The following is a 20,996-nucleotide window of genomic DNA, read 5'->3' on the forward strand; positions in this document are numbered from 1 at the left end:
CCCGCAGCACCACCGGAGCCCGCCGCGTCCGGAGCCTTAGCCCCGGCGGGAGCCGGAGCCTTGCTCTCCTCCGCGGCCTCGTCCCTCGCCGCTTCCGAAGCCTTAGCACCGGCAGCAGCCGGAGCCTCGTCCCCGGCCGGGGACGGGGCAGAGGACTTCTCGTCGTCCGGCGTGGTGGCCTCCGCGTCCGTCTCCTCGTCCGCTGTGGCCACCCACGCGGCCACAGCGGCCCTCAGCCGTGCGTCCCCGGCCTCGGGGGCCTTGGCCCCCTTGGGCGGCTCCTCGGACGCCGCACGCTTCTCCGCGCCGGAGGTCACCGCCTTCGTCGAGAAGACCGCCGTCGCGTTGTCCTGCCGCTCCGAGGCCTCTTCGCGCGCCGCCGGGACCTCCCGGGCCACCGCGAGACGCGGGTCCCGTTCCTCCGGCGCCGGTGCCGGCACGGACGGTTCTGCCCCAGTCGGGTTCCCCGACGACTTCCGCTGCTTCGACCTGTCGGGGGTCTCGCCCGCCACCGATGCCTCCTCGTACGCCATGCCGCTCGCGTTGCCGTTGCGCCAAAACCACGGTCGGACCCGCTGTCCGAACCATGTACCAGTGTCCTGTGTGAGGGCTTAACCCCCGTGGTAGACGAGAACGACATACCTACTGGTTCCCGTACGTACCGGTCACGCACTCTCGACAGACCAATGTGAGAGGGGTCACCCTGTCATTCATCCACGCGGGGAGGCATGGATGGGCAGGAGCCGCAGAACAATTCCGGAGGAGCTTCTGCTGCTCGCTTTGGACCCGGCCACGGGTACCACAGCGCAGCCGCAGTCGCTCGACCTCGGTCTGGCCGGAGCACAGCTAGTGGAGCTGGCGCTGGCCGGACGGATAGCCCCAGACGGGGATCGTATCGCCGTGGTGATGCCACGGCCGACCGGAGATCCGACTCTGGACTCCGCACTGGAACTGCTGCGCAGGCGCGGCAGCCCGGTTCGGGCAGTCCACTGGATTGGCGGGCCCCGACTGGGGCTGCGCCAGATCTACCTCGCGCACCTGGAGCGGTGCGGCATGGTGCATGCCGTATCGGGCCAGATGTGCGGAGTACTGCCGACGACTCGCTACCAGGCGACGGACACGGCAATCAGCCGGGACATCAGGTCCCGACTGGACAGCGCGATCCGCACCGGCGTACCCCCGGACCCGCGGACCGCGGCGCTCGCCGCGCTCGCTCACGCAGTGGGACTCGGCAAGCACCTCTACCCCGGCAACGAGGGGCGTTCATCGCGCTCCCGTCTCCGGGACCTGATCAGGCACGACCCGATGGGCGGCCTCGTGGCGCACGCCGTGATGGACGTCCAGAACGGTGTGGCCGCTCAGCCACGCCGCAGCCCGGCCCCAGCGGGCCCGGGTGGACCGGGTGGACCAGGCGGTGGCCGACAGCCGGCCAGGACCGTGCCGGAACCCGGTGGGGTTCCGATGCAGCCGCGCCGCGGATCCATGGCACGTGCCGTGGCCCACTGAGCCCGGTCAGAGATGCAGTAGGCCAGTAGGGCAGTAGGGAAGCAAAGACTCACCCGTAACACAGGACTCACCAGCAACACAGGACTCACCCGCAGTACCGGCAACAGCAACGCCGCACCGCAGTCCCCCAGACCCGGTTCGGGAGCCGCTGGGCCGCGCGGGGCACGGACACCGGAACCGTCCGGACGACGACACCGGGACCCGGGCCCCGCGCGGCCGCGCAACTGGCACCTCGTGGCCGGGCCGCACCCCTCGTACCAGTCCTCATGTCCGTCTTCACGTCGCACGGCAGTTCGCTCTTCACATCGGCTGTTTCCCAGCGGTGCGCGACGCGATGGTGGCACTCTGCTGAACAGCAGATACGCAAAGTAGAGGCATGTAGTCGGAGGTGCACGTCCGTGGCGTCCAATGTCAATCCCACCGTCAGGCGACGCCGGTTGGGCCAGGAGCTCCGCAGGCTCCGCGAGCTCAAGGGCATGACGGCCGAGGAGGTGGCCGAGCGCCTGCTGGTCTCGCAGTCGAAGATCAGCCGCCTCGAGAACGGCCGCCGTTCGATCAGTCAGCGCGATGTACGCGACCTCTGCGGGGTCTACGAGGTCGAGGACCACCGCATCGTCGACTCGCTCATGCAAATGGCCAAGGACTCGCGCCAGCAGGGCTGGTGGCACTCCTTCGGCGACATCCCGTACAGCGTCTACATCGGTCTGGAGACGGACGCCGCGTCCCTGCGCGTGTACGACCCGCAGGTCGTCCCCGGCTTGCTCCAGACCCGTGCGTACGCCGAGGCGCTCATCACCGGCGCTCTGCCGGAGACCACACCGACCGACATCGAGAAGCGGGTCCAGGTCCGCGTCCGCCGCCAGGAGCGCATCAACGCCCCGGAGAATCCTTTGCGCTTGTGGACCGTCCTGGACGAGTCCGCGCTGCGCCGCGTGGTCGGCTCCCGGCATCTGATGCGCGACCAGCTGGAACACCTCGTGGAGCAGTCCCAACTGCCGCATGTGACAGTCCAGGTGATTCCCTTCGAGATGGGCGCGCATCCCGGTCTCAACGGCCAGTACGCGATTCTCGAGTTCCCGGACGCGGCGGACTCCAGCGTCGTCTACATCGAGGGCGTCACGAGCGACCTCTATCTGGAGAAGGCCAACGACGTGCAGCAGTACAGCGTGATGTACGAACATCTGCGGGCACAGGCACTGAACGTGGATCAATCACGCCAACTCATCGCAGACATCGCGAAAGAGTACGCACGCTGAGGGATACGTCGCGTATGCGACCGCCTCGCGAGGGAAAGAGCCGCACGGTACACCTACCCCTCGGCGAGGCGGAAGACCCCACTGGAATATGCCATCCGGTCGAGTGAACGCTCCCTTCACTCATCGATGTTGGCGAGTAGCGTCATTCACGCCATCAAGCAACATCTGTTGGCGCAGCCGCTGCCGGCGGTGACCGCAACTCAACAACTGGGCAAACCGGAGTAACCATGGCAATTCATCAGGGCGCTACGAATACGTGGGTCAAGTCCTCGTATTCCACGGGAAACGGCGCGTGTGTCGAGGTCAAGTCCCCTCTTGCGACCGCGATTTCGGTCCGGGACTCAAAGGTCACCGAGGGACCCGTCCTCGCCTTTCCCTCCGACTCGTGGCGCGCATTCGTCGCCGAGGTCGGCCGGGAGAAGTAGCGAGAGATCAACAATTGCATGAGCAGTACCGATTGAGCCCTCTCGACTGGCCCGCCGTCCCGGCCGAGGGGGCTCGGCTCTTTATCGGAGCTGATCGACGTACGTATCCGTTCCCGGCACCGTGGGAATGAACGGAGCCACCAGTTCCACTTTCCCGAGCCCTGATTCCGCCACCGCGTCCACCCGCCCGGCGAAATGCTCCTGCCAGCAGTCCCGCGGATCGGCCTGGAGGAACCAGAGCATCGTGAGCCGTGTGTCGACTCCCTCCACCTGCTTCACGTACGTCATGCGGTCCCCCGGCAGCGGAGTCGGCCGGAAGATGGTCACCATCGCGGCCGGAGACCCTGCGAGGGCGCGCGGCAGGTTCTTGGACCGCAGCCACTCCAGCAGCTCCGCCCGTCGCGCGCCCGACTCGGCGTCGACGACTTCGAGCACGAGGCCCTGGTAGGGGTGGTCGAGCGCGTGGAAGTCGCGGGGGCCTGCCGCGCCGTCGCGGTAGACGGTGGCCTCGTGGTCCTGGAAGGCCGTGAACACGTGGGTGCGGTCCTGGTAGACGCGGCCGTCGCGGTTGAGGCGTTTGTTGATGCCGACGGTCCACTTCATGTGCTCGTCGTAGCGGCCCGCGGTGACCCAGTACGTGGAGAGGTAGCAGCCTGCGGTCACGGGCTCGGCGACCGCCGACTTCTCGGGCTGGCGCAGGAGTTGGAGTTCGCGGGGAGCGACCCAGCGGCGGCCCGCGTACATCCAGGGCATCGCCATCGCGCCGGCGTAGTAGTGGTCGTCCTCGTACCAGCGGTTGTACGCGTACTCGTGGCCCGGGTGCGGCTCGACCATGGTGATCAGGGCGTGGCCCGGGTGCACGCCGTACGGGCCGACGGCGGCCAGTTCGCCGTAGACCTCGCTGCGGGTGTCCTCGCTCATGAGTCTTCCTTCCTCCGGTGGTCGCCCATACTCTGACGCCCCGTCAGCAAAACTGCCAGAGCCGGGAGGCGCCCCATGCGCTCGCTCCTCGAAGGAAAGACCGTCGTCGTCTCGGGGGTCGGCGCGGGCCTCGGCCACCAGGTGGCGGCCGCCGTCGTACGGGACGGGGGCCGGGCGGTGCTCGGGGCGCGCACGGAGGCGAACCTCGCCAAGTCGGCCGGTGAGATCGACCCCGAGGGCACGCGGACGGCGTACCGCCCGACCGACATCACCGACGAGGCCCAGTGCGACGCGCTCGCGGACCTCGCGCGCGAGCGGTTCGGCGGGATCGACGCGGTGGTCCATGTGGCCGCCTGGGACAGCTACTTCGGTGGGGTACAGGACGCGGACTTCGCCACCTGGCAGCAGGTCATCGACGTCAATCTGCTCGGCACGCTGCGGATGACGCGGGCCTGTCTGCCCGCGCTGAAGGAGCGGGGCGGCTCGGTGGTGTTCATCGGCACGCAGTCGGCGGTCGCGGCGCCCTCGCAGGTGCGTCAGGCGGCGTACGCGGCGTCGAAGGGGGCGCTGACGTCGGCGATGTACTCCCTGGCGCACGAGGTGGGCCCCGACCGCATCCGGGTCAACACCGTGCTGCCCGGCTGGATGTGGGGCCCGCCGGTCGAGGCGTACGTCCAGTTCACCGCGCACACCGAGGGCGTGCCCGAGGAGGAGGTGCGAGGCCGCCTCGCGGCGCGGATGGCGCTCCCGGAACTGGCGACAGACGGGGATGTGGCGGACGCGGCGGTGTTCCTGGCGTCGGACAGGGCGCGGGCGATCACAGGGCAGTCGCTGCTGGTGAACGCGGGTGAGCTGATGCGGTAGGGCACTTGGCGGAACAGGCTACGGCTGTACGGGACTTGGGTCCCGTACAGCCGTTTTCGTGTGCGCCGGACGCCCGGGACGTCGCCTGCGGACCCTTCGATCGCCAATCAAGGATGTGAACGCAGGTCAGCAAACAGAACGATTTTACTCGCTCTTGACCTTACTGCCGGTTGTCGGCACCGCACCCCCGAACCCACGATGAGCGGGCACTTCAAGGCCGCCCAGGTCCGTATGTCACGAAACTGGCGAAGTGCACGGCATCACAGCAGAGTTCACAAGGCGGACCCCTGGAGGGGGCACATGAACAGTCTCGACTGGGCCGTGCTCATCGGCTACTTCGGCATCATGGTCGCGATCGGCGTCTGGTCCCACAAACGTGTGGACAACGTCAGCGACTTCTTCACCGCGGGCGGCAAGATGCCCTGGTGGCTGTCCGGCATCTCGCACCACATGTCCGGCTACAGCGCCGTGATGTTCACCGGGTACGCGGGCATCGCGTACACCTACGGCGTCACGTCCTTCATCACCTGGTCGTTCCCGATCGCGCTCGGCATCGCCATCGGCTCCAAGCTCTTCGCTCCCCGCATCAACCGGCTGCGCGGACGCCTGCACGTGGCATCGCCGCTCGAATACCTCAAGAACCGCTACAACCTGAAGACCCAGCAGGCCCTCGCCTGGTCCGGGATGCTCCTGAAGATCGTGGACGTGGCCGCCAAGTGGGCCGCCATCGCCACCCTGCTCTCCGTCTTCACCGGCATCTCGATCAACCAGGGCATCCTGATCACGGGCGTGATCACCGCCATCTACTGCACGATCGGCGGCCTGTGGGCGGACGCGCTCACCGAACTCGGCCAGTTCATCATCCAACTCCTCGCCGGTATCGCGATGTTCGTGGCCGTGGTGTCGAAGCTCGGCCCGCACGGCGGCTTCTTCGGCGTCTGGGACGAGCCCGAACTGGACGGCCACGCACAGCCGTTGGTCGGCCCGTACGGAACGGTCTTCCTGCTCGCGTTCCTCTTCATCAAGCTCTTCGAGTACAACGGCGGCATGCTCAACCAGGCCCAGCGCTACATGGCCACGGCGACGCCCCGCGAGGCCGCCCGCTCGGCCCGGCTCTCGGCGGTGCTGTGGCTGGTGTGGCCGGTCATCCTCTTCTTCCCCATGTGGATGTCCCCGCTCCTGGTGGACGCGAAGAAGCCCGACGGCTCGGACTCGTACGCCCTGATGACCGAACAGCTCCTTCCGCACGGCTTGCTGGGACTCGTCATCGTCGGCTTCTTCTCCCACACGATGGCCATGTGCTCCTCGGACGCCAACGCGATCGCCGCGGTCTTCACCCGGGACGTCGCGCCGGTGATCTCCCGGCAGGCCAAGCAGTGGAACGAACGCTCGGGTCTGCTCGCCGCGCGTCTGACGACCGTCGTCTTCCTCGGTCTGTCCATGGCGGTGGCCACGCAGGTCAACTCGCCCGCGTTCAAGGACATCATCACGGTCGTCATCAAGTGGGTGGCGGGCCTGATGGGTCCGATCGCGATCCCGATGATGCTGGGTCTGCTGCGCCCGTTCCGCAAGTCGGGTCCGACCGCGGCGCTCACCAGCTGGTCGATGGGTCTGCTCGCCTTCTGGCTGGTCAACTACCCGATCAACTGGAGCGTCGAGGGCGGGGTGCCCCTGGAGTACCAGGTCTCGATCCCGCTGGCGGTCTCACTGATCCTCTACGTCGTCGTCGGCTTCGTGAAGCCGGAGGACACACCTGAGCGGGACGCGATCATCGAGAAGATCAACACGGATGACGATGGCTCCGCCGGTGCGGCAGTGATTCCGCCCCCGGCCGGGGAGGCTGACGAAGTAGTCACCCCGCAGGGTCGGCTGCCGTAATTCACCGGCTTCGCCGAGTTCGTCCTCCAACGCCGGACAGGCTGACAACTGCCTGTCCGGCGTTCGTGCTCACCTCACGCCCGCGGATACCGCGCGAGCCACCCCGGCGACGAGACCGCAGGGCCGTGCAGCGCGGGGCCCTGCGTCATCTCCATCGCGAAGTCGTCCGCGAGCTCAAGGATCGTGGCCCGCCCCTCCAGCTCGGTGAGCCAGGCGGGCGGCAACGCCGTCTCGCCGTGCAACGCGCCGAGCAGCGCCCCGCACAGGGCGCCCGCGGCGGCCGACGAACCGCCGTGGTTGACGGCGAGCCGCAGCCCGTGGCGGATGTCCTCGCCCACCAGGGCGCAGTACACGGCGGCGGCCAGCGCACCCTCGGCACCGCCGTCCCCCATCAGCTCCTCCACCCGGGAGGGGGTGGGCATCCCCTGCCGCACGGCTCCCAGGGCGTGCTTCAGCGCGTCGGTCACGGGCTGGTGTCCTGGCCGGGCGGCCAGCAGGGCGAGCGCCCGCTGGATGGCGCCGTCCAGGGAATCCCCGCGGGCGAGACCGTGGACGAGGATGGTGTGGGCGCCGGCGGCGAGATAGGCGGTGGGGTGCCCGTGGGTCTGTACGGCGCATTCCACGGCGAGCTGGAGCACCAGTTGCGGCTCCCAGCCGACCAGGAGCCCGAAGGGCGCGGACCGGGTGACGGCCTCGGCGCCCTGCTCACCCGGGTTCTTGGGGGCCTCGAGCGTCCCCATGGTCTCGTCGCCGAACCCGATCAGGCAGGCGCGGGCGGGCGAGCGGCGCGAGTAGAGCCACTCCTCGCGGGCCAGCCAGCCGTCCTCCTTGCGCCGCTCGTCGGGCCCCCAGTCGCTCTGGGTGGCCGCCCAGCGGCGGTAGGCGCGGTGCAGGTCGGTGGGCGGATGCCAGGCTCCGGTGTCGCGCCGCACCTGGGCCCGTATGAGTCCGTCGACGGTGAAGAGGGTGAGCTGCGTGGCGGCGGTGACGGCGCCGCGTCTGCCGTGCGCGGGGGCGGGTTCGGTGAGGCCTTCGGCGCCGTGGGCCCCGCGTATCTCATCCAGGGTCAGCGCGTCGACGGGCGCTCCAAGCGCGTCGCCGACGGCGGCTCCGAGGAGAGTGCCGCGCACCCGGCTCCGGAAGTCCTGCTGCTCGGCGCGGCCCCAGACTCCGGTGGCTGCTGCGGTGCTCACGGCACCTCCTCTCCTGGCTCGCCCCCCTGCACTTCCGCGCACGTTCTGCGCAGCACTGTAATCGACCGGGAACGGTCGGTTCAGAGACGAAGAGATATCTGAAGAGTCGCCCTTCAGATCACCTTTGACCGGCCTTCACAGGGGCTTTTCATGAATCCCCGAAACTCCGCGGCGGACGGCCCGAAAGGGAAACGTCACGCGCCGTGAAGGTGAAGCCAACGTTTACAACCATCCACCCCAGGCACTGGTCTCCCTCACGTCACAGCAGTCTCCTCCAGGAGGATCAGTGCGTCGTTCCCTCATGGCCGCCGTCGCCGTCACCGCGCTCGCGACCCCGTTCGCCCTCGTGGCCACCAGCGGTTCCGCGGCCGCCGCGCCCGTCCCGCACCGCACCCCCGTGATCGACTTCAACCACGACGGTTACGCCGACCTCGCCGTGTCCGCGGGGCGCGGCACCGTCGACGGCAAGACCGGCGCCGGTTACATATCGGTCTTGTACGGCTCGGCGGCCGGTGCCGACACCGCGAACACCGAACAGATCAGCCGCGCCACGCCGGGCCTGCCGGGCACCCCCGAGCAGGGCGCGGGCTTCGGGCTCCGTACGACCGCCGATGACCTCGACGGTGACGGCTACACCGACCTCGTCGTGAACGACGAGCCCTACGACGTCGTGCTGTGGGGTTCCGCGTACGGCCTCACCGGGATCTCGCAGCTGCCCGGCGAATCCGTGTGGGACCTCAAGGCCGGTGACTTCAACGGCGACGGCAGAACCGACCTCGTCGCCAACTCCCGGACCGGGATCGAGACGCGTTTCGGCCCGTTCACCCGTGACGGGAAGCCCGCCTCCGCCAAGAACCTGGAGAACAGTGACGACACCGGTCCCGGCGACATCATCGTCGGCGACATGACCGGTGACGGCGCCGACGACCTCGTCACCAGCCACTCCTTCGAGGAGATGCAGTACTCCTCGCGCCTGTGGAAGGGCGGCAAGGACGGCTTCACCGGCGCCTCCACGCCCACCGGCAAGTTCACCGTCGACGGCGTCATCGCCGACGTGGACAAGGACGGGTACGGCGACCTGGTGGCCCGCGAGGTCGACGAGGTCTCCGAGATGCAGAACTACGACGCGGGCGCGGTCCGCGTCGTCTACGGCGCCGCCTCCGGGCTCTCCGACCGCACCAAGCGCATCACCCAGGACACCGCGGGCGTCCCCGGTGTGGGCGAGGAGGGCGACTCGGACCTGAACGACAAGGGCGACCAGTTCGGCTACTCGATCTCCGCCGGTGACGTCACCGGCGACGGCTACCCCGACATCGCGGTCGGCGTGCCCGGAGAAGACCTCGACTCGACGGGGGACGCCGGAGCGATCGTCCTGCTCAGGGGCGGCTCGGGCGGCCTGACCGGCACCTGCGCCCAGGCCTTCAACCAGACCACGGCCGGCGTCCCGGGCGTTTCCGAGAGCGGCGACGCCTTCGGTTCCGCGGTCCTCCTCGCCGACGTGAACAACAACAACCGCGCCGACCTGACCGTGGGCGCCCCCACCGAGGACGGCACCGTCAAGGACTCGGGCGCCGCCTGGCTGCTGCGCGGCTCGCAGAACGGGCTGACGACGACCAACATCACGTCCTTCAGCCCCTCCTCGCTCGGCACGGCGCAGGAGGGCGCCCTCTTCGGCGGCAAGCTCACCCGCTGATCCCCCGCTGATCCCCCGCTGACCGGAGTCCGGTAGGCGGCCGTGGCGCCGGAACGTTCCGCAACGGCCGCCTCCGAGACTGAACTGCGTGCATCCAAAACGTAGTTGCTGGTGGGTGCGGGTGAACTGCCGCGCCTGGTACGGAAGGTGAAGGACAGACGCTGTAACGGAAATGTCCGGGCGTCGTAACGATGAACCTGTGGTGTACAACCACTTGCCCGAGGCTCCGGTCTTCCTCTGTGTCACAGCAGTTACCCCACAGGAGGACCAGTGCGTCGCTCACTCATGGCCGCCGTCGCGGTCACCGCGCTCGCGACCCCGTTCGCCGTCGTCGCCACGGCCGGTTCCGCCTTCGCGGCGCCCGCCGCGGCGAGCAAGAACGTGACCGACTTCAACCATGACGGATACGCCGACCTCGCCGTCTCCGCGTACAAGGGCGCCGTCAGCGGCAAGGCCGGCGCGGGCTACGTGTCGATCGTGTACGGATCGCCGTCGGGCGCCGACACCGCGCACGCCAAGCGGATCGACCGCACCACCGCCGGCGTACCCGGCGACCCGGAGGAGGGCGGCGGCTTCGGTGCGAGCACCGAGGCGGCCGACCTGGACGGGGACGGATACACCGACCTCACCGTGAACAACGGCTCCAAGGACGTCGTGATCTGGGGCTCCGCGAGCGGACTGACCCAGGGCGGCGAACTGCCGGGCGAGTACGTCCAGGCGCTGAAGGCCGGCGACTTCAACGGCGACGGCAGGACCGACCTCGTCGCCAACTCCTCGTCGACCCTGGAGGTGCGCTACGGCCCGTTCACCCGCGACGGGAAGCCCGCCTCCGCCTCCTCCGTCGAGAACGGCGACGACGGCCCCGACGAGCTCATGGTCGGCGACGTGACCGGTGACGGCGCGGACGACCTCGTCACCAGCCACAGCTTCGAGGAGATGCAGCACTCCTCGCGCCTGTGGAAGGGCAGCAAGGAAGGCCTCGCCAAGACGTCGACGCCCACCAAGAAGTTCACGACGAACGGCGTCATCGCCGACGTCGACAAGGACGGATACGGCGACCTGGTCGCCCGCGAGGTCGACGAGGTCTCCGAGATGCAGGTCTACGACGCGGGCGCCGTCCGGGTCGTCTACGGCTCCGCGTCCGGCCTCTCCACCCGCACCGCGAAGATCACGCAGGACACCGCGGGCGTCCCCGGCGTGGGCGAGCAGGGCGACCCCGACCTGAACGACAAGGGCGACCAGTTCGGCTACTCGATCTCCGCCGGCGACGTCACGGGCGACGGCTACGCGGACATCGCGGTCGGCGTGCCCGGCGAAGACGTCGACTCCGCCGGGGACACGGGCGCCGTCGTCCTCCTCAAGGGCGGCGCGAGCGGCCTGACCGGCACCGGCGCCCAGGCCTTCAACCAGACCACGGCCAACGTCCCCGGCGTCTCGGAGTCGGGCGACACCTTCGGCACCGAGGTCAAGCTCTCCGACGTGAACAAGGACGGCCGCGCCGACCTCACCGCGGGCGCCCCGCTGGAGGACGGCACGACCAAGGACTCCGGTGCCGCCTGGCTGCTGCGTGGCGCCGGTTCCGGCCTGACGACTACCGGCATCACGTCGTTCAGCCCGTCCTCGCTCGGCACCCCGGAGGCGGGCGCCCGCTTCGGCGGCGAACTCGCCTGACCCCGCCTCCGAAGGGCTGACCTTCCCCAGAAGGGCTGACCTTTCCCCCGAGTCAGTCCAGCACGGGAAGCAACTCCGGGAGGTGGCCGTCCGAAGCGGCGGCCGCCTCCTGGCGCTCCACCGGCACCTCTCCGTACAGCGTGGTGCGCGGCTTCGCCGGACGCCCCGCCTCCTCCGCGATCGCGACGAGATCCTTCACCGAGCGGTACGAGCCGTAACTGGAGCCCGCCATGCGGGAGATGGTCTCCTCCATCAGCGTGCCGCCCAGGTCGTTCGCGCCCGAGCGCAGCATCTCCGCCGCGCCCTCCGTGCCCAGCTTCACCCAGCTGGTCTGGATGTTCGGGATGTACGGGTGGAGCAGGAGCCGCGCCATCGCCACCACCGCGCGGTTGTCGCGCGTGGTCGGACCCGGCCGTGCGATGCCCGCCAGATAGACCGGGGCGTTGGTGTGGATGAAGGGCAGCGTCACGAACTCCGTGAAGCCCTCGACCCCCTTGGCCAGCGCGTCCCGCTGCATCCCGGCCAGCGTGCGGAAGTGCCCGAGCCAGTGCCTCGGCTGGTCCACGTGCCCGTACATCATCGTGGAGGAGGAACGGATGCCCAGCTCGTGGGCTGTGCTCACGACCTCGATCCAGGTGGCTGTGGGCAGCTTGCCCTTCGTCAGGACCCAGCGCACCTCGTCGTCGAGGATCTCCGCGGCCGTGCCGGGGATCGAGTCCAGGCCCGCGTCCTTCGCGGCGCTGAGCCAGTCCCGTATCGAAAGGCCGGTCCTGGTCGCGCCGTTCACGACCTCCATCGGCGAGAACGCGTGCACGTGCATGCCCGGCACGCGCTCCTTCACGGCCCGCGCGATGTCGAAGTACGCGCTGCCGGGCAGGTCCGGGTGGATGCCGCCCTGCATGCACACCTCGGTGGCGCCGACCTCCCACGCCTGCTGGGCCCGGTCGGCGACCTGGTCCAGGGAGAGCGTGTACGCGTCGGCGTCCGTGCGGCGCTGGGCGAAGGCGCAGAAGCGGCAGCCGGTGTAACAGACGTTCGTGAAGTTGATGTTGCGCGTGACGATGTACGTGACGTCGTCGCCGACCACGGACTTGCGCAGGTCGTCGGCGACACCGCAGAGCGCGTCGAGGGCGGGCCCGTCCGCGTGCAGCAGCGCGAGCGCCTGTTCGTCCGTGAGGGCGGTCGGGTCGTCGGCGGCCGTCTTGAGCGCCGCCCGTACGTCGCCGTCGATGCGCGAGGGGACCATGCCGGGCGCGGCCTGCTCGCGCAGGGCCTCCCAGTCGCCGTACACCTCGTCGAAGTCGTCACGCCGGTCGGACGTGCGGCCCGTCGTGTCGATCGTGCGGTGCAGGTCCGTGCGGCCGGACGAGGCGACGTACCCCTCGTCGGGCTCCTGCCAGGGCAGTCCGCTCGGCCGGGCGTCGGGGTTCGCGAGGCCCGTCTCCGGGTCGACGAGCGCGCGCACGTGCGGCAGCAGGCGCGGGTCGAGCCAGGGCTCGCCGCGCTCGATGAACTCCGGGTAGATCGTGAGGCGTTCGCGCAGTTCGAAGCCCGCGTCCGCGGTCTTCTCGGCCAGCTCGTCGATGTGCGGCCAGGGGCGCTCGGGGTTCACGTGGTCGGGCGTCAGGGGCGAGACGCCGCCCCAGTCGTCGATGCCCGCGCCGATCAGGAGGGCGTACTCGGCGTCCACCAGGTTCGGCGGGGCCTGGATGCGGGCGCTCGGGCCGAGGATGTGCCGCGACACCGCGATGCACGCGGCCAGCTCCTCCAGTTCGGCGTCGGGCATGCCGCGCATCGCCGTGTCCGGCTTGGCGCGGAAGTTCTGGACGATGACTTCCTGGATGCCGTGGTACGAACGCTGCGTCGAGCGCAGGCGGAAGAGGGCGTCCGCCCGCTCCTCGTACGACTCACCGATCCCGATGAGGATACCGGTGGTGAAGGGGACGTTCGAGCGTCCCGCGTCTTCCAGGACGCGCAGCCGGACCGCGGGCTCCTTGTCGGGCGAGCCGTGGTGCGGGCCGCCCGGCTCGCTCCACAGCCGGGTCGCGGTCGTCTCCAGCATCATGCCCATGGACGGCGCGACGGGCTTGAGCCGCTGGAGGTCGGTCCAGGTCATGACGCCCGGGTTGAGGTGCGGGAGCAGGCCCGTCTCCTCCAGGACGCGGATCGCCATCGCGCGGACGTAGGCGAGGGTGTCGTCGTACCCCTCCGCCTCCAGCCACTCGCGGGCCTCGGGCCAGCGGTCCTCGGGCCGGTCGCCGAGCGTGAACAGGGCTTCCTTGCAGCCCATTTCGGCGCCCCGCCGTGCGATGTCGACGACCTCGTCGGGCGAGAGGAACATGCCGTGGCCCTCGCGCCGCAGCTTGCCCGGGACGGTCACGAACGTGCAGTAGTGGCACTTGTCCCGGCACAGCCGCGTCAGCGGGATGAAGACCTTCTTCGAGTACGTGATGACGCCGGGCCGCCCGGCCGCCGCGAGGCCCGCGTCACGCACCCGCGCGGCGGACGCCGCGAGGTCCTTCAGGTCGTCGCCGCGCGCCTGGAGCAGCACGGCGGCTTCGGCGGTGTCGAGCGCGACGCCGTCCCTGGCGCGTTTGAGCGCGCGACGCATGGCGTTCGCGGTGGGGCGTGCCGGCGCCGGCGCCGGCCCCTGGGGTGCTTTGTCCTGCGGCGCGCTGTTGGTCATCCTCCGAGCATACGAGCGACCGCTCGGAGAAACAGCTACAGGTCAGTGCGGGTTGTCGGGGGCAGGTGTGACGTGCACGTATCGCTGGAAACCGTCGAGCGCGCGCAGCACCTCCGCCTCCCCGCCGGCCGGGAGCTGCACGATGACCTCGTCGACGCCGAGCCGCGCGTAGTGGGCGAGTTTGCCCTCGGTCGGTTCGACGGCGGACAGTGCCACATACAGGTCGTCGGGGTCCCGGCCCGCGTCGGCCCAGGCGGTGCGGAGCTGCGGGAGCGTGTCGCGCAGACCGCCGCCGCCGATGGGCAGCCAGCCGTCGGCGTACTCCGCGATGTGCGCGAACAGCTTGGGCCCGGCGGCACCGCCGATGAGGGTGCGGGGGCCGTAAAGCGGGTGTTTCATGCGCGGCCGCGTGCGGGGAGGTCGCACCGGCTTCGGGTGCGCCTCGCTGGCGCGCACCCTCCCGAACTCCCCTTCGTACGCCGTCGGCCGCTCGGCCCACAGCGCCCGCATGACCGCCATCCGGTCCCGCACGAGCGCGCGCCGCGTGCGCCACTCGACGCCGTGGTCGGCGGCCTCCTCCTTGTTCCAGCCGTAGCCGACGCCGAGGGTGAACCGGCCGCCGGAGAGATGGTCGAGGGTCGCGATCTGCTTGGCGAGGTCGATCGGGTCGTGCTGCCCGACGAGCGTGATGTTCGTGCCGAGCCCCAGCCGGTGGGTGACGGCGGCGGCCTGGGCGAGGGCGACGAACGGGTTCAGCATCCGGGCGCACTCGGGCGGCAGTTCACCGCCGGGGTACGGGGTCTCGCGGGACACCGGGATGTGGGAGTGCTCGGGCAGGTACAGCGCGGCGAAGCCCCGCCGCTCCAGCTCCTGGGCCAGGCGGATCGGCGTGATGGTCTCGTCGGTGAGGTAGAGGGTGGCGGCAACTCGCACGGGAGGGCCTCCTGTTGTCGCTGCTGTCGCTGGCGGGTCTCACTTACTAGCCGTCTGCGGCGCAGGAGTCCATGCCGCGCCGCCACCTCGCGTCCGCCTCTTGTGGTACGCGGCCGTCACCGCGAGGAGCAGCGGGGCCCACAGGAGCAGCGGCGCGTAGCAGACCACGAGGAGCGTCTGCTTGGCCGCGCTGTCCGTGACGCCGGTGCCCAGGTCCGCGAACGCCGCGTACACGAACCAGCCGGTGATCAGGAACAGCCCGGCGGCCCCGAGCAGCGCCGGGATCACCGCGGCGAGCGGCCGCACCCGGCGTCCGCCGAGCAGCGGTATCCACCCCGGCACGACCTCGCCCCACCCCCGCACCAGACCGAGCGTCAGCAGGGCGAGGCACTCGGAGACGACGCTGAGCCCCAGGACGTAGAGCATCTCGCCCCGGCCCTCCACGGGCATGTCGGCCACCGGAAGCCCGGCGACCAGGGCGACGCGCCACAGCCCCGAGGGCAGGGTGGCCAGCGGTACGGCATGGGCGGCGATCACGGCCCACCGGGGCACATCGGGCAGAGCGCTCATCTTCAACATGGCCCTCATGCTGACCGCGGGGGCCGGCCCGCCACATCGGCGTGCGGTCCGATCAGAGACGCCGCGCCTCCGCCGCACGGGGGAGCAAAAAATCCGACCACCTCGCCCGGCTCCCGAACTACCCTGGCGCCCGATGAGCAGAAGACGACGCAAGAAGCAGACGCAACAGCTGGTCATGGCAGCGCAGCTGGGCTGGACCACTCAGGTCAAGGCGCTGCTGCGGGCCGGAGCGGACCCCAGGACCCCCGACCCCGACGGCACGACACCGCTGTACGGCGCGTCCGTGCACGGCGCGGCGCCCGTCGTCCGGGCACTCCTGGAGGCGGGCGCCGATCCCGACGTGGAGAGCGGGCACGGGGACCAGGGGACGCCCCTGTGCGGAGCGGCGTGCTGGGGTCACACCGACGTGGTGCGTGAACTGCTCGCCCATGGAGCAGACCCCAATCTCCGCGAGGACCACGGCACCGGAAGCTCCCCGCTGCGCTGGGCGACGCAGGGCTCCCACACGGAGACGGCGGCCGTGCTGCGGGACGCCGGCGCGAGCGCCTAGGCGTGGGGCTCCGGAGGGCCTAGGATCCGCCAGAACCGGGGTATTCCGGCGAGTTCCGGGGGAATTGGGGGGCTCCATCATGCGACTTCGTCTGGCGACCGTCCTGCTGCTGCTCGGCGCGCTGCTGGGAGGCACCGCTTCCGCCGGGGCTTACGCGGCCACCCCGCGGTCCGTGGCTGTCTCGACCACGGAAGGTGCCGCTTCTTCTTCGGCTGCTGCTGCTTCGGCTGCGTACGCGACCGGGGTCGTCACCGGCCGGGCTGACACCAAGGCCGCCGACGAGGCGCAGTCCAAGCCCAAGAAGAAAAAGAAGAAGTCCAAGGGCGGGATCGGGCTGATCATCGGGATCATCGCCGTCATCGCGATCATCATCATCGTCATGGTCGCCGTCCGCCGCGTGCGCAAAGCCCGGCACCACCAGTAAGCCCGGCACCACCAGTAGGCCCGACGCCACCCGTAAGTCCGACACCGCCCGTAAGTCTGTCAATTGCCTTCCCTTGCGGTGGAGTTCACGGCTCAATACCAGGGTTGCCCTGCAGTCCCTTCCGACACCCTGGGGAGCCGACACATGTGCGAGGACGAACACCACCGGGCCAGACCCGCCAACACACCCCTGAACCGGCGCGGTCTGCTCGTGACGGGAGCCGCCGCCGCGCTTACGTTGAACAGCGTGAGCTTCGCGAGCGCCGCAGGGCGTGCACCCGGAAGTGGCGACGAGACCAAGGTGGTGCGCGGCACGCTGCCCGCCGGGTCCCCCGACTTCGTGTACCTGCCGGTCGAAGTCCCGGACGGCGTACGGGAGATCCACGTCGCGTACACCTACGAGAAGGTCACGGTCCCGGCGGGCACACAGGGCAACGCACTCGACATCGGCATCTTCGACCAGCGCGGCACCGCCCTCGGCGGCAAGGGCTTCCGCGGCTGGTCGGGCGGCGCGCGCACCGAGTTCTTCATCCGCGCCGACGAGGCGACCCCCGGCTACATCCCCGGCCCGGTCAAGGCGGGCACCTGGAACATCGCACTCGGCCCGTACACGGTCGCCCCCCAGGGCCTGCCCTACGAGGTCACGATCACCCTCAAGTTCGGGGCACCCGGCAAGACGCCCAGGCCCACCTATCCCCCGGAGCGGGCGAAGGGGCGGGGCCGCGCCTGGTACCGCGGCGACTGCCACCTGCACTCCTGGTACTCGGACGGCAGGCGCACCCCCGCCGAGATCGCGGCGCTCGCGCGCGCCGCGGGCCTCGACTTCATCAACTCCTCCGAGCACAACACCCACTCCGCGCACGCCCATTGGGCCGAGCACGCGGGCGACGACCTCCTGGTGATGCTGGGCGAGGAGGTCACCACGCGCAACGGCCACGTGGTCGCCCTCGGCACGGACCCCGGCACGTTCATCGACTGGCGCTACCGCGCCCGCGACAACCGCTTCGGCAAGTACGCCCGCGAGGTCCGCGACGCGGGCGGCCTCGTCGTCCCCGCGCATCCGCACGCCACGTGCATCGGCTGCAACTGGAAGTTCGGCTTCGGTGAGGCCGACGCGGTGGAGGTGTGGAACGGCGCGTACACCCCGGACGACGAGATCTCCCTCGCCGACTGGGACAGCACGCTGGTCGCCGCGGTCCGTGGCCGCAAGCCGTGGATTCCCGCCATGGGCAACAGCGACGCCCACCGCGACCCCGACCCCGTCGGCACCCCGCAGACGGTGGTCCTCGCGGACGACCTGACCCGCGACGCCATCCAGGCGGGCATCCGCGCGGGCCACAGCTACGTGGCCGAGTCCAAGAACGTCTCGCTCAAGTTCACCGCCACCGGCGGCAGGGGGAAGCAGGCGGGCATCGGCGACCGCCTCTACGTCGAGCAGGACGCCCCCGTCATGGTCCGCCTGGACGTCACGGGCGCCCCCGGCTGCACGATCCGCTTCGTCACGGACCAGGGCGTGCTCTTCACGGCCCCCGCGCTCCCCGCGTCCGGGACCGGTACGGCGGAGTGGCGGACGACACCCTCGTACGCGGCCTACGTGCGGGCCGAGGTCCGCCATCCCCCGACAGTCCCGACCCTCCCGGGCCCCCTGACGGCGTTCACGAACCCGATCTTCCTGGGCCGGAGTTAGAGGCCTCCCGCGAAGGAGGGCCCCCTGACCAGGGGCGGGGTCCTCCTTCGCGGGGAAGGGCCGCCGCGTAGGGTCGGTCGACAACCAGCACCCCGGGAGAGCCGTTCCATGCCGTCCGCCAAGCCCCGTCTCCTGCTCGTCACCGACCTCGCCTACGAGGCGCGGGGCCGCCGCTACTGCGACGAGGACATCGCGCTCGCCTCCCGCCTGCGCGAGGACTTCGACACGGCGCTGTGCCATCCGCTGGACGCGGCCGCGCTGATGGACTCCTTCGACGCGGTACTGATCCGCAACAGCGGCCCGGTCCTGCACTACCAGGAGGCGTTCGACGCCTTCCGCACCCGAGCGCTCGCCTCGGGCACCCGCGTCCACAACCAGCTGACCGGCAGCGCGGACATGGCGGGCAAGCAGTACCTCGTCGACCTCACGGCACAAGGCCACCCGGTGATCCCCACCGTCGACCGTCTGACGGACGTCGACAAGCTCCCGGACACCGCCGAGTACGTGATCAAGCCCAAGCTGGGCGCGGACTCGATAGGCCTGAAGATCCTGTCCCGGGCCGAACTGCGGGAGCACGTCGGCGACGGGGACACCTTTCTCGTCCAGCCGCGCGTCGACTTCACGTACGAGGTGTCGTTCTACTTCGTCGACGACACCTTCCAGTACGCCCTGCACGCACCGCACTCCGACAAGCGCTGGGTCCTCGAGCCCTACACCCCGAGCGCCGCCGATCTGGTCTTCGCCCAGCGCTTCGTCGACTGGAACACCGTCACCCACGGCATCCAGCGCGTCGACGCCTGCCGCACCCGGTCGGGAGACCTGCTCCTGGTCGAACTGGAGGACCTCAACCCGTACCTGTCCCTGGACCTCGTCCCCCGGGAACACCGCGACGCCTTCATCACCCACCTGAAGGCGTCGCTGCACAAGCTGCTCGCGGGCTGAAGGTCAGGTCAGTCCGCGACCACCAGCGCCGGGGTGTCCCGCTTGAGGACCTCGCCGCGGAAGAACGCCGGGCTCTTGCGGCCCATCGCCAGCATGATGACCACGCCGAGGAGCAGCAGGCCCACGCCGATCACGAAGACCGAGCCGACACCGAAGACGGAGGAGCCGCTGCCGTAGGCGGGGTTCCACATGTCGACGAGGGTCTTGAAGAAGACCGCGGTCAGCAGGATGCCGCCGAACACGGGGAAGAAGCCCTTGAAGGCGAAGTCACGGGCGGACGAGAACAGTTCGCGGCGGAAGTACCAGGCGCAGGCGAAGGCCGTGAGCGCGTAGTAGAAGCAGATCATGAGGCCGAGCGCGTAGATCGTGTCGACCAGGACGTGCTCGGAGACCAGCGTCATGACCGTGTAGAAGACGCCGGTGGCGACTCCCGCGACGATCGTGGCGCGGCCGGGGGTCTTGAACCGGGGGTGCACGCGCGCGTAGGACGCCGGAAGCGCCTCGTACGTCGACATGGCGAGGACCGTGCGGGCCACCGGGATGAACGTGGTCTGCAGGCTCGCGGCGGCCGAGGCGAGGACGGCGACGAAGAGCAGGATGCCCAGGCCGTTGCCCATGATGGGCCCGGCGAGCGCGGCGAAGACGTTGTCGGAGGTGTCGGGGTTGGCGAGGCCGAGCCCCTTGTCGCCGGAGCCGACGGCCATCTGGGCGGCGATGCCGGTGGCGAGGTAGGAGCCGATCAGGACGACCATCGAGATGAGCGCCGCGCGGCCCGGGGTCTTCTCGCTGCCGGTGGTCTCCTCATTGGCGGTCAGGCACGCGTCCCAGCCCCAGAACATGAAGATCGACAGGGAGAGACCGGCCGTGAAGGCGCCGAAGGACTGCACGGAGAAGGGGTTCAGCCAGGACCAGGAGAAGTCCATGGAACCGGCGATGTCACCGCTGCCGGCCTTGCCCAGGGCCATCACGACGAAGAGGGCGAGGACCACGAGCTGCAGGCCGACCAGGAGGTACTGCACGCCCTTGGTGGCCGTCATCCCCCGGTAGCTGATCGCCGTCGCGGCGGCGATCAGGGCGAGGCACGTGAGGATGTGGACGGCCTTGTTGTCGTCGAGGGCGGCGACCGAGTCGCTGCCCGTGATCTCGCCCGCCAGGAGCCAGAAGTACGAGGTCGCCACGCCCGCCAGGTTCGACAGGACGATGATCGTGGCGATGACGAGGCCCCAGCCGCACATCCAGCCGATCCGGGGGCCGAAGGCCTTGACGGTCCAGGTGAAGGACGTGCCGCAGTCCGGCATGGCCTTGTTGAGCTCCCGGTAGGCGAACGCCACCAGGAGCATCGGCAGGAAGCCCGCGAGGAACACCGCGGGCATGGCGAGGCCGACCTCGCCGGCCGTGGAGCCGAGGGTCGATGTCAGGCAGTAGACGGGGGCGACGGTGGAGATGCCGATGACGGCGCTGCCCATGAGCCCCACGGAGTTCCCGCCGAGGCCTTTGGCGCGCACGCCCCCGTCGGGGGCGCCGCTTACCGTGTCTCCGGCCTGTGGCCGTACGTCCAACTGGGTCATGAACAGGACGTTAAGTCCTGCGGTTTCCACATGCGGAAGGACGAGATCCGGATCTCGGAGCTTGTAATCAATGGAGAAAACAGGACAGTAACCATTGATTGGCAGAGATCTCCGCAGTAATGCTTATTCATTGCCAGGCAAAAGCCAGACTGTCCGGTATGCGGGAACCGCAGCGCTGTCCGTTTTGACACGTTTCCAAATTTTCCCGCGCCGCCTCCCGC

17 protein-coding genes and 1 pseudogene are annotated in these 20,996 nt (G+C 69.8%); 11 read left to right on the plus strand and 7 right to left on the minus strand.

The features are described from left to right. Positions 1-533 (minus strand): annotated as a pseudogene (locus tag ACWFRU_RS21170) (D-alanyl-D-alanine carboxypeptidase); the annotation flags it as partial. 199 nt (positions 534-732) lie between these two features. Between ACWFRU_RS21170 and ACWFRU_RS21175 the strand changes: the two are divergent. The 3 genes from ACWFRU_RS21175 (at position 733) to ACWFRU_RS21185 (ending at position 3,187) form a co-directional block, all read left to right on the plus strand. Next, positions 733-1,506: a GOLPH3/VPS74 family protein gene (locus ACWFRU_RS21175; RefSeq protein ID WP_365821351.1), complete on the plus strand. Its 774-nt coding sequence runs from the start codon at positions 733-735 to the stop codon at positions 1,504-1,506. A gap of 398 nt (positions 1,507-1,904) precedes the next feature. Continuing rightward, positions 1,905-2,762 (plus strand): helix-turn-helix domain-containing protein, encoded by an 858-nt coding sequence (locus ACWFRU_RS21180; RefSeq protein WP_363211805.1) that lies wholly within the window; start codon positions 1,905-1,907, stop codon positions 2,760-2,762. A 227-nt stretch (positions 2,763-2,989) separates the two neighbouring features. After that, a complete protein-coding gene (locus ACWFRU_RS21185) occupies positions 2,990-3,187 on the plus strand; it encodes a DUF397 domain-containing protein (protein ID WP_453689132.1) in 198 nt (65 codons plus the stop codon). Positions 3,188-3,268: 81 nt separating this feature from the next. On the opposite strand, the gene ACWFRU_RS21190 is transcribed toward ACWFRU_RS21185, so the two are convergent. Continuing rightward, positions 3,269-4,108: a hypothetical protein gene (locus ACWFRU_RS21190; protein WP_453689133.1), complete on the minus strand. Its 840-nt coding sequence runs from the start codon at positions 4,106-4,108 to the stop codon at positions 3,269-3,271. Positions 4,109-4,183: 75 nt separating this feature from the next. Between ACWFRU_RS21190 and ACWFRU_RS21195 the strand changes: the two genes are divergently transcribed. Together ACWFRU_RS21195 and ACWFRU_RS21200 are read left to right on the plus strand one after the other, a co-directional pair. Continuing rightward, on the plus strand, positions 4,184-4,972 hold the full coding sequence (locus tag ACWFRU_RS21195) for an SDR family oxidoreductase (protein ID WP_453689135.1): 789 nt from the start codon (positions 4,184-4,186) through the stop codon (positions 4,970-4,972). 300 nt (positions 4,973-5,272) lie between these two features. After that, positions 5,273-6,850 (plus strand): sodium:solute symporter family protein, encoded by a 1,578-nt coding sequence (locus tag ACWFRU_RS21200; RefSeq protein ID WP_453689137.1) that lies wholly within the window; start codon positions 5,273-5,275, stop codon positions 6,848-6,850. A gap of 74 nt (positions 6,851-6,924) precedes the next feature. Here the strand turns inward: ACWFRU_RS21200 and ACWFRU_RS21205 are convergent, their stop codons facing one another. Continuing rightward, positions 6,925-8,043 carry an ADP-ribosylglycohydrolase family protein gene (locus ACWFRU_RS21205; RefSeq protein ID WP_453689139.1) on the minus strand — a complete coding sequence of 373 codons (1,119 nt, stop codon included), beginning with the start codon at positions 8,041-8,043 and terminating at the stop codon, positions 6,925-6,927. A 286-nt stretch (positions 8,044-8,329) separates the two neighbouring features. Here ACWFRU_RS21205 and ACWFRU_RS21210 point away from each other — a divergent pair, with 286 nt between their 5' ends. Both ACWFRU_RS21210 and ACWFRU_RS21215 read left to right on the plus strand, forming a co-directional pair. After that, positions 8,330-9,736, plus strand: a complete 1,407-nt coding sequence (locus tag ACWFRU_RS21210) for an FG-GAP-like repeat-containing protein (RefSeq protein WP_453689140.1) — start codon at positions 8,330-8,332, stop codon at positions 9,734-9,736. Positions 9,737-10,006: 270 nt separating this feature from the next. Next, the gene (locus ACWFRU_RS21215) at positions 10,007-11,407 is read left to right on the plus strand and encodes an FG-GAP and VCBS repeat-containing protein (RefSeq protein ID WP_453689142.1); all 1,401 of its coding nucleotides are present in this window, start codon (positions 10,007-10,009) and stop codon (positions 11,405-11,407) included. 52 nt (positions 11,408-11,459) lie between these two features. On the opposite strand, the gene ACWFRU_RS21220 is transcribed toward ACWFRU_RS21215, so the two are convergent. Genes ACWFRU_RS21220 through ACWFRU_RS21230 form a run of 3 tightly spaced genes read right to left on the minus strand, consistent with a single transcriptional unit; the run spans position 11,460 to position 15,605 of the window. Continuing rightward, positions 11,460-14,093 carry a bifunctional FO biosynthesis protein CofGH gene (locus ACWFRU_RS21220; protein ID WP_453689144.1) on the minus strand — a complete coding sequence of 878 codons (2,634 nt, stop codon included), beginning with the start codon at positions 14,091-14,093 and terminating at the stop codon, positions 11,460-11,462. Between the two features lie 42 nt (positions 14,094-14,135). Beyond that, a complete protein-coding gene (locus ACWFRU_RS21225) occupies positions 14,136-15,026 on the minus strand; it encodes an LLM class F420-dependent oxidoreductase (RefSeq protein ID WP_453689146.1) in 891 nt (296 codons plus the stop codon). Positions 15,027-15,065: 39 nt separating this feature from the next. Then, positions 15,066-15,605: a hypothetical protein gene (locus tag ACWFRU_RS21230; RefSeq protein ID WP_453689148.1), complete on the minus strand. Its 540-nt coding sequence runs from the start codon at positions 15,603-15,605 to the stop codon at positions 15,066-15,068. A gap of 133 nt (positions 15,606-15,738) precedes the next feature. Between ACWFRU_RS21230 and ACWFRU_RS21235 the strand changes: the two genes are divergently transcribed. From ACWFRU_RS21235 to ACWFRU_RS21250, 4 genes are all read left to right on the plus strand, one after another. After that, positions 15,739-16,155 (plus strand): ankyrin repeat domain-containing protein, encoded by a 417-nt coding sequence (locus ACWFRU_RS21235; RefSeq protein WP_453689150.1) that lies wholly within the window; start codon positions 15,739-15,741, stop codon positions 16,153-16,155. A 79-nt stretch (positions 16,156-16,234) separates the two neighbouring features. Then, entirely contained in the window at positions 16,235-16,579 is a 345-nt protein-coding gene (locus ACWFRU_RS21240) for a hypothetical protein (protein ID WP_453689152.1), read from the plus strand. A gap of 144 nt (positions 16,580-16,723) precedes the next feature. Next, the gene (locus ACWFRU_RS21245) at positions 16,724-18,265 is read left to right on the plus strand and encodes a CehA/McbA family metallohydrolase (RefSeq protein ID WP_453689154.1); all 1,542 of its coding nucleotides are present in this window, start codon (positions 16,724-16,726) and stop codon (positions 18,263-18,265) included. Positions 18,266-18,373: 108 nt separating this feature from the next. Continuing rightward, on the plus strand, positions 18,374-19,207 hold the full coding sequence (locus tag ACWFRU_RS21250) for a hypothetical protein (RefSeq protein WP_453689156.1): 834 nt from the start codon (positions 18,374-18,376) through the stop codon (positions 19,205-19,207). An 8-nt stretch (positions 19,208-19,215) separates the two neighbouring features. Here ACWFRU_RS21250 and ACWFRU_RS21255 read toward each other — a convergent pair whose 3' ends face one another. Beyond that, a complete protein-coding gene (locus ACWFRU_RS21255; protein ID WP_453689158.1) occupies positions 19,216-20,775 on the minus strand; it encodes an APC family permease in 1,560 nt (519 codons plus the stop codon). Between the last annotated feature and the right edge of the window lie 221 nt (positions 20,776-20,996).

The organism is Streptomyces sp. NPDC055099, from assembly GCF_053607685.1.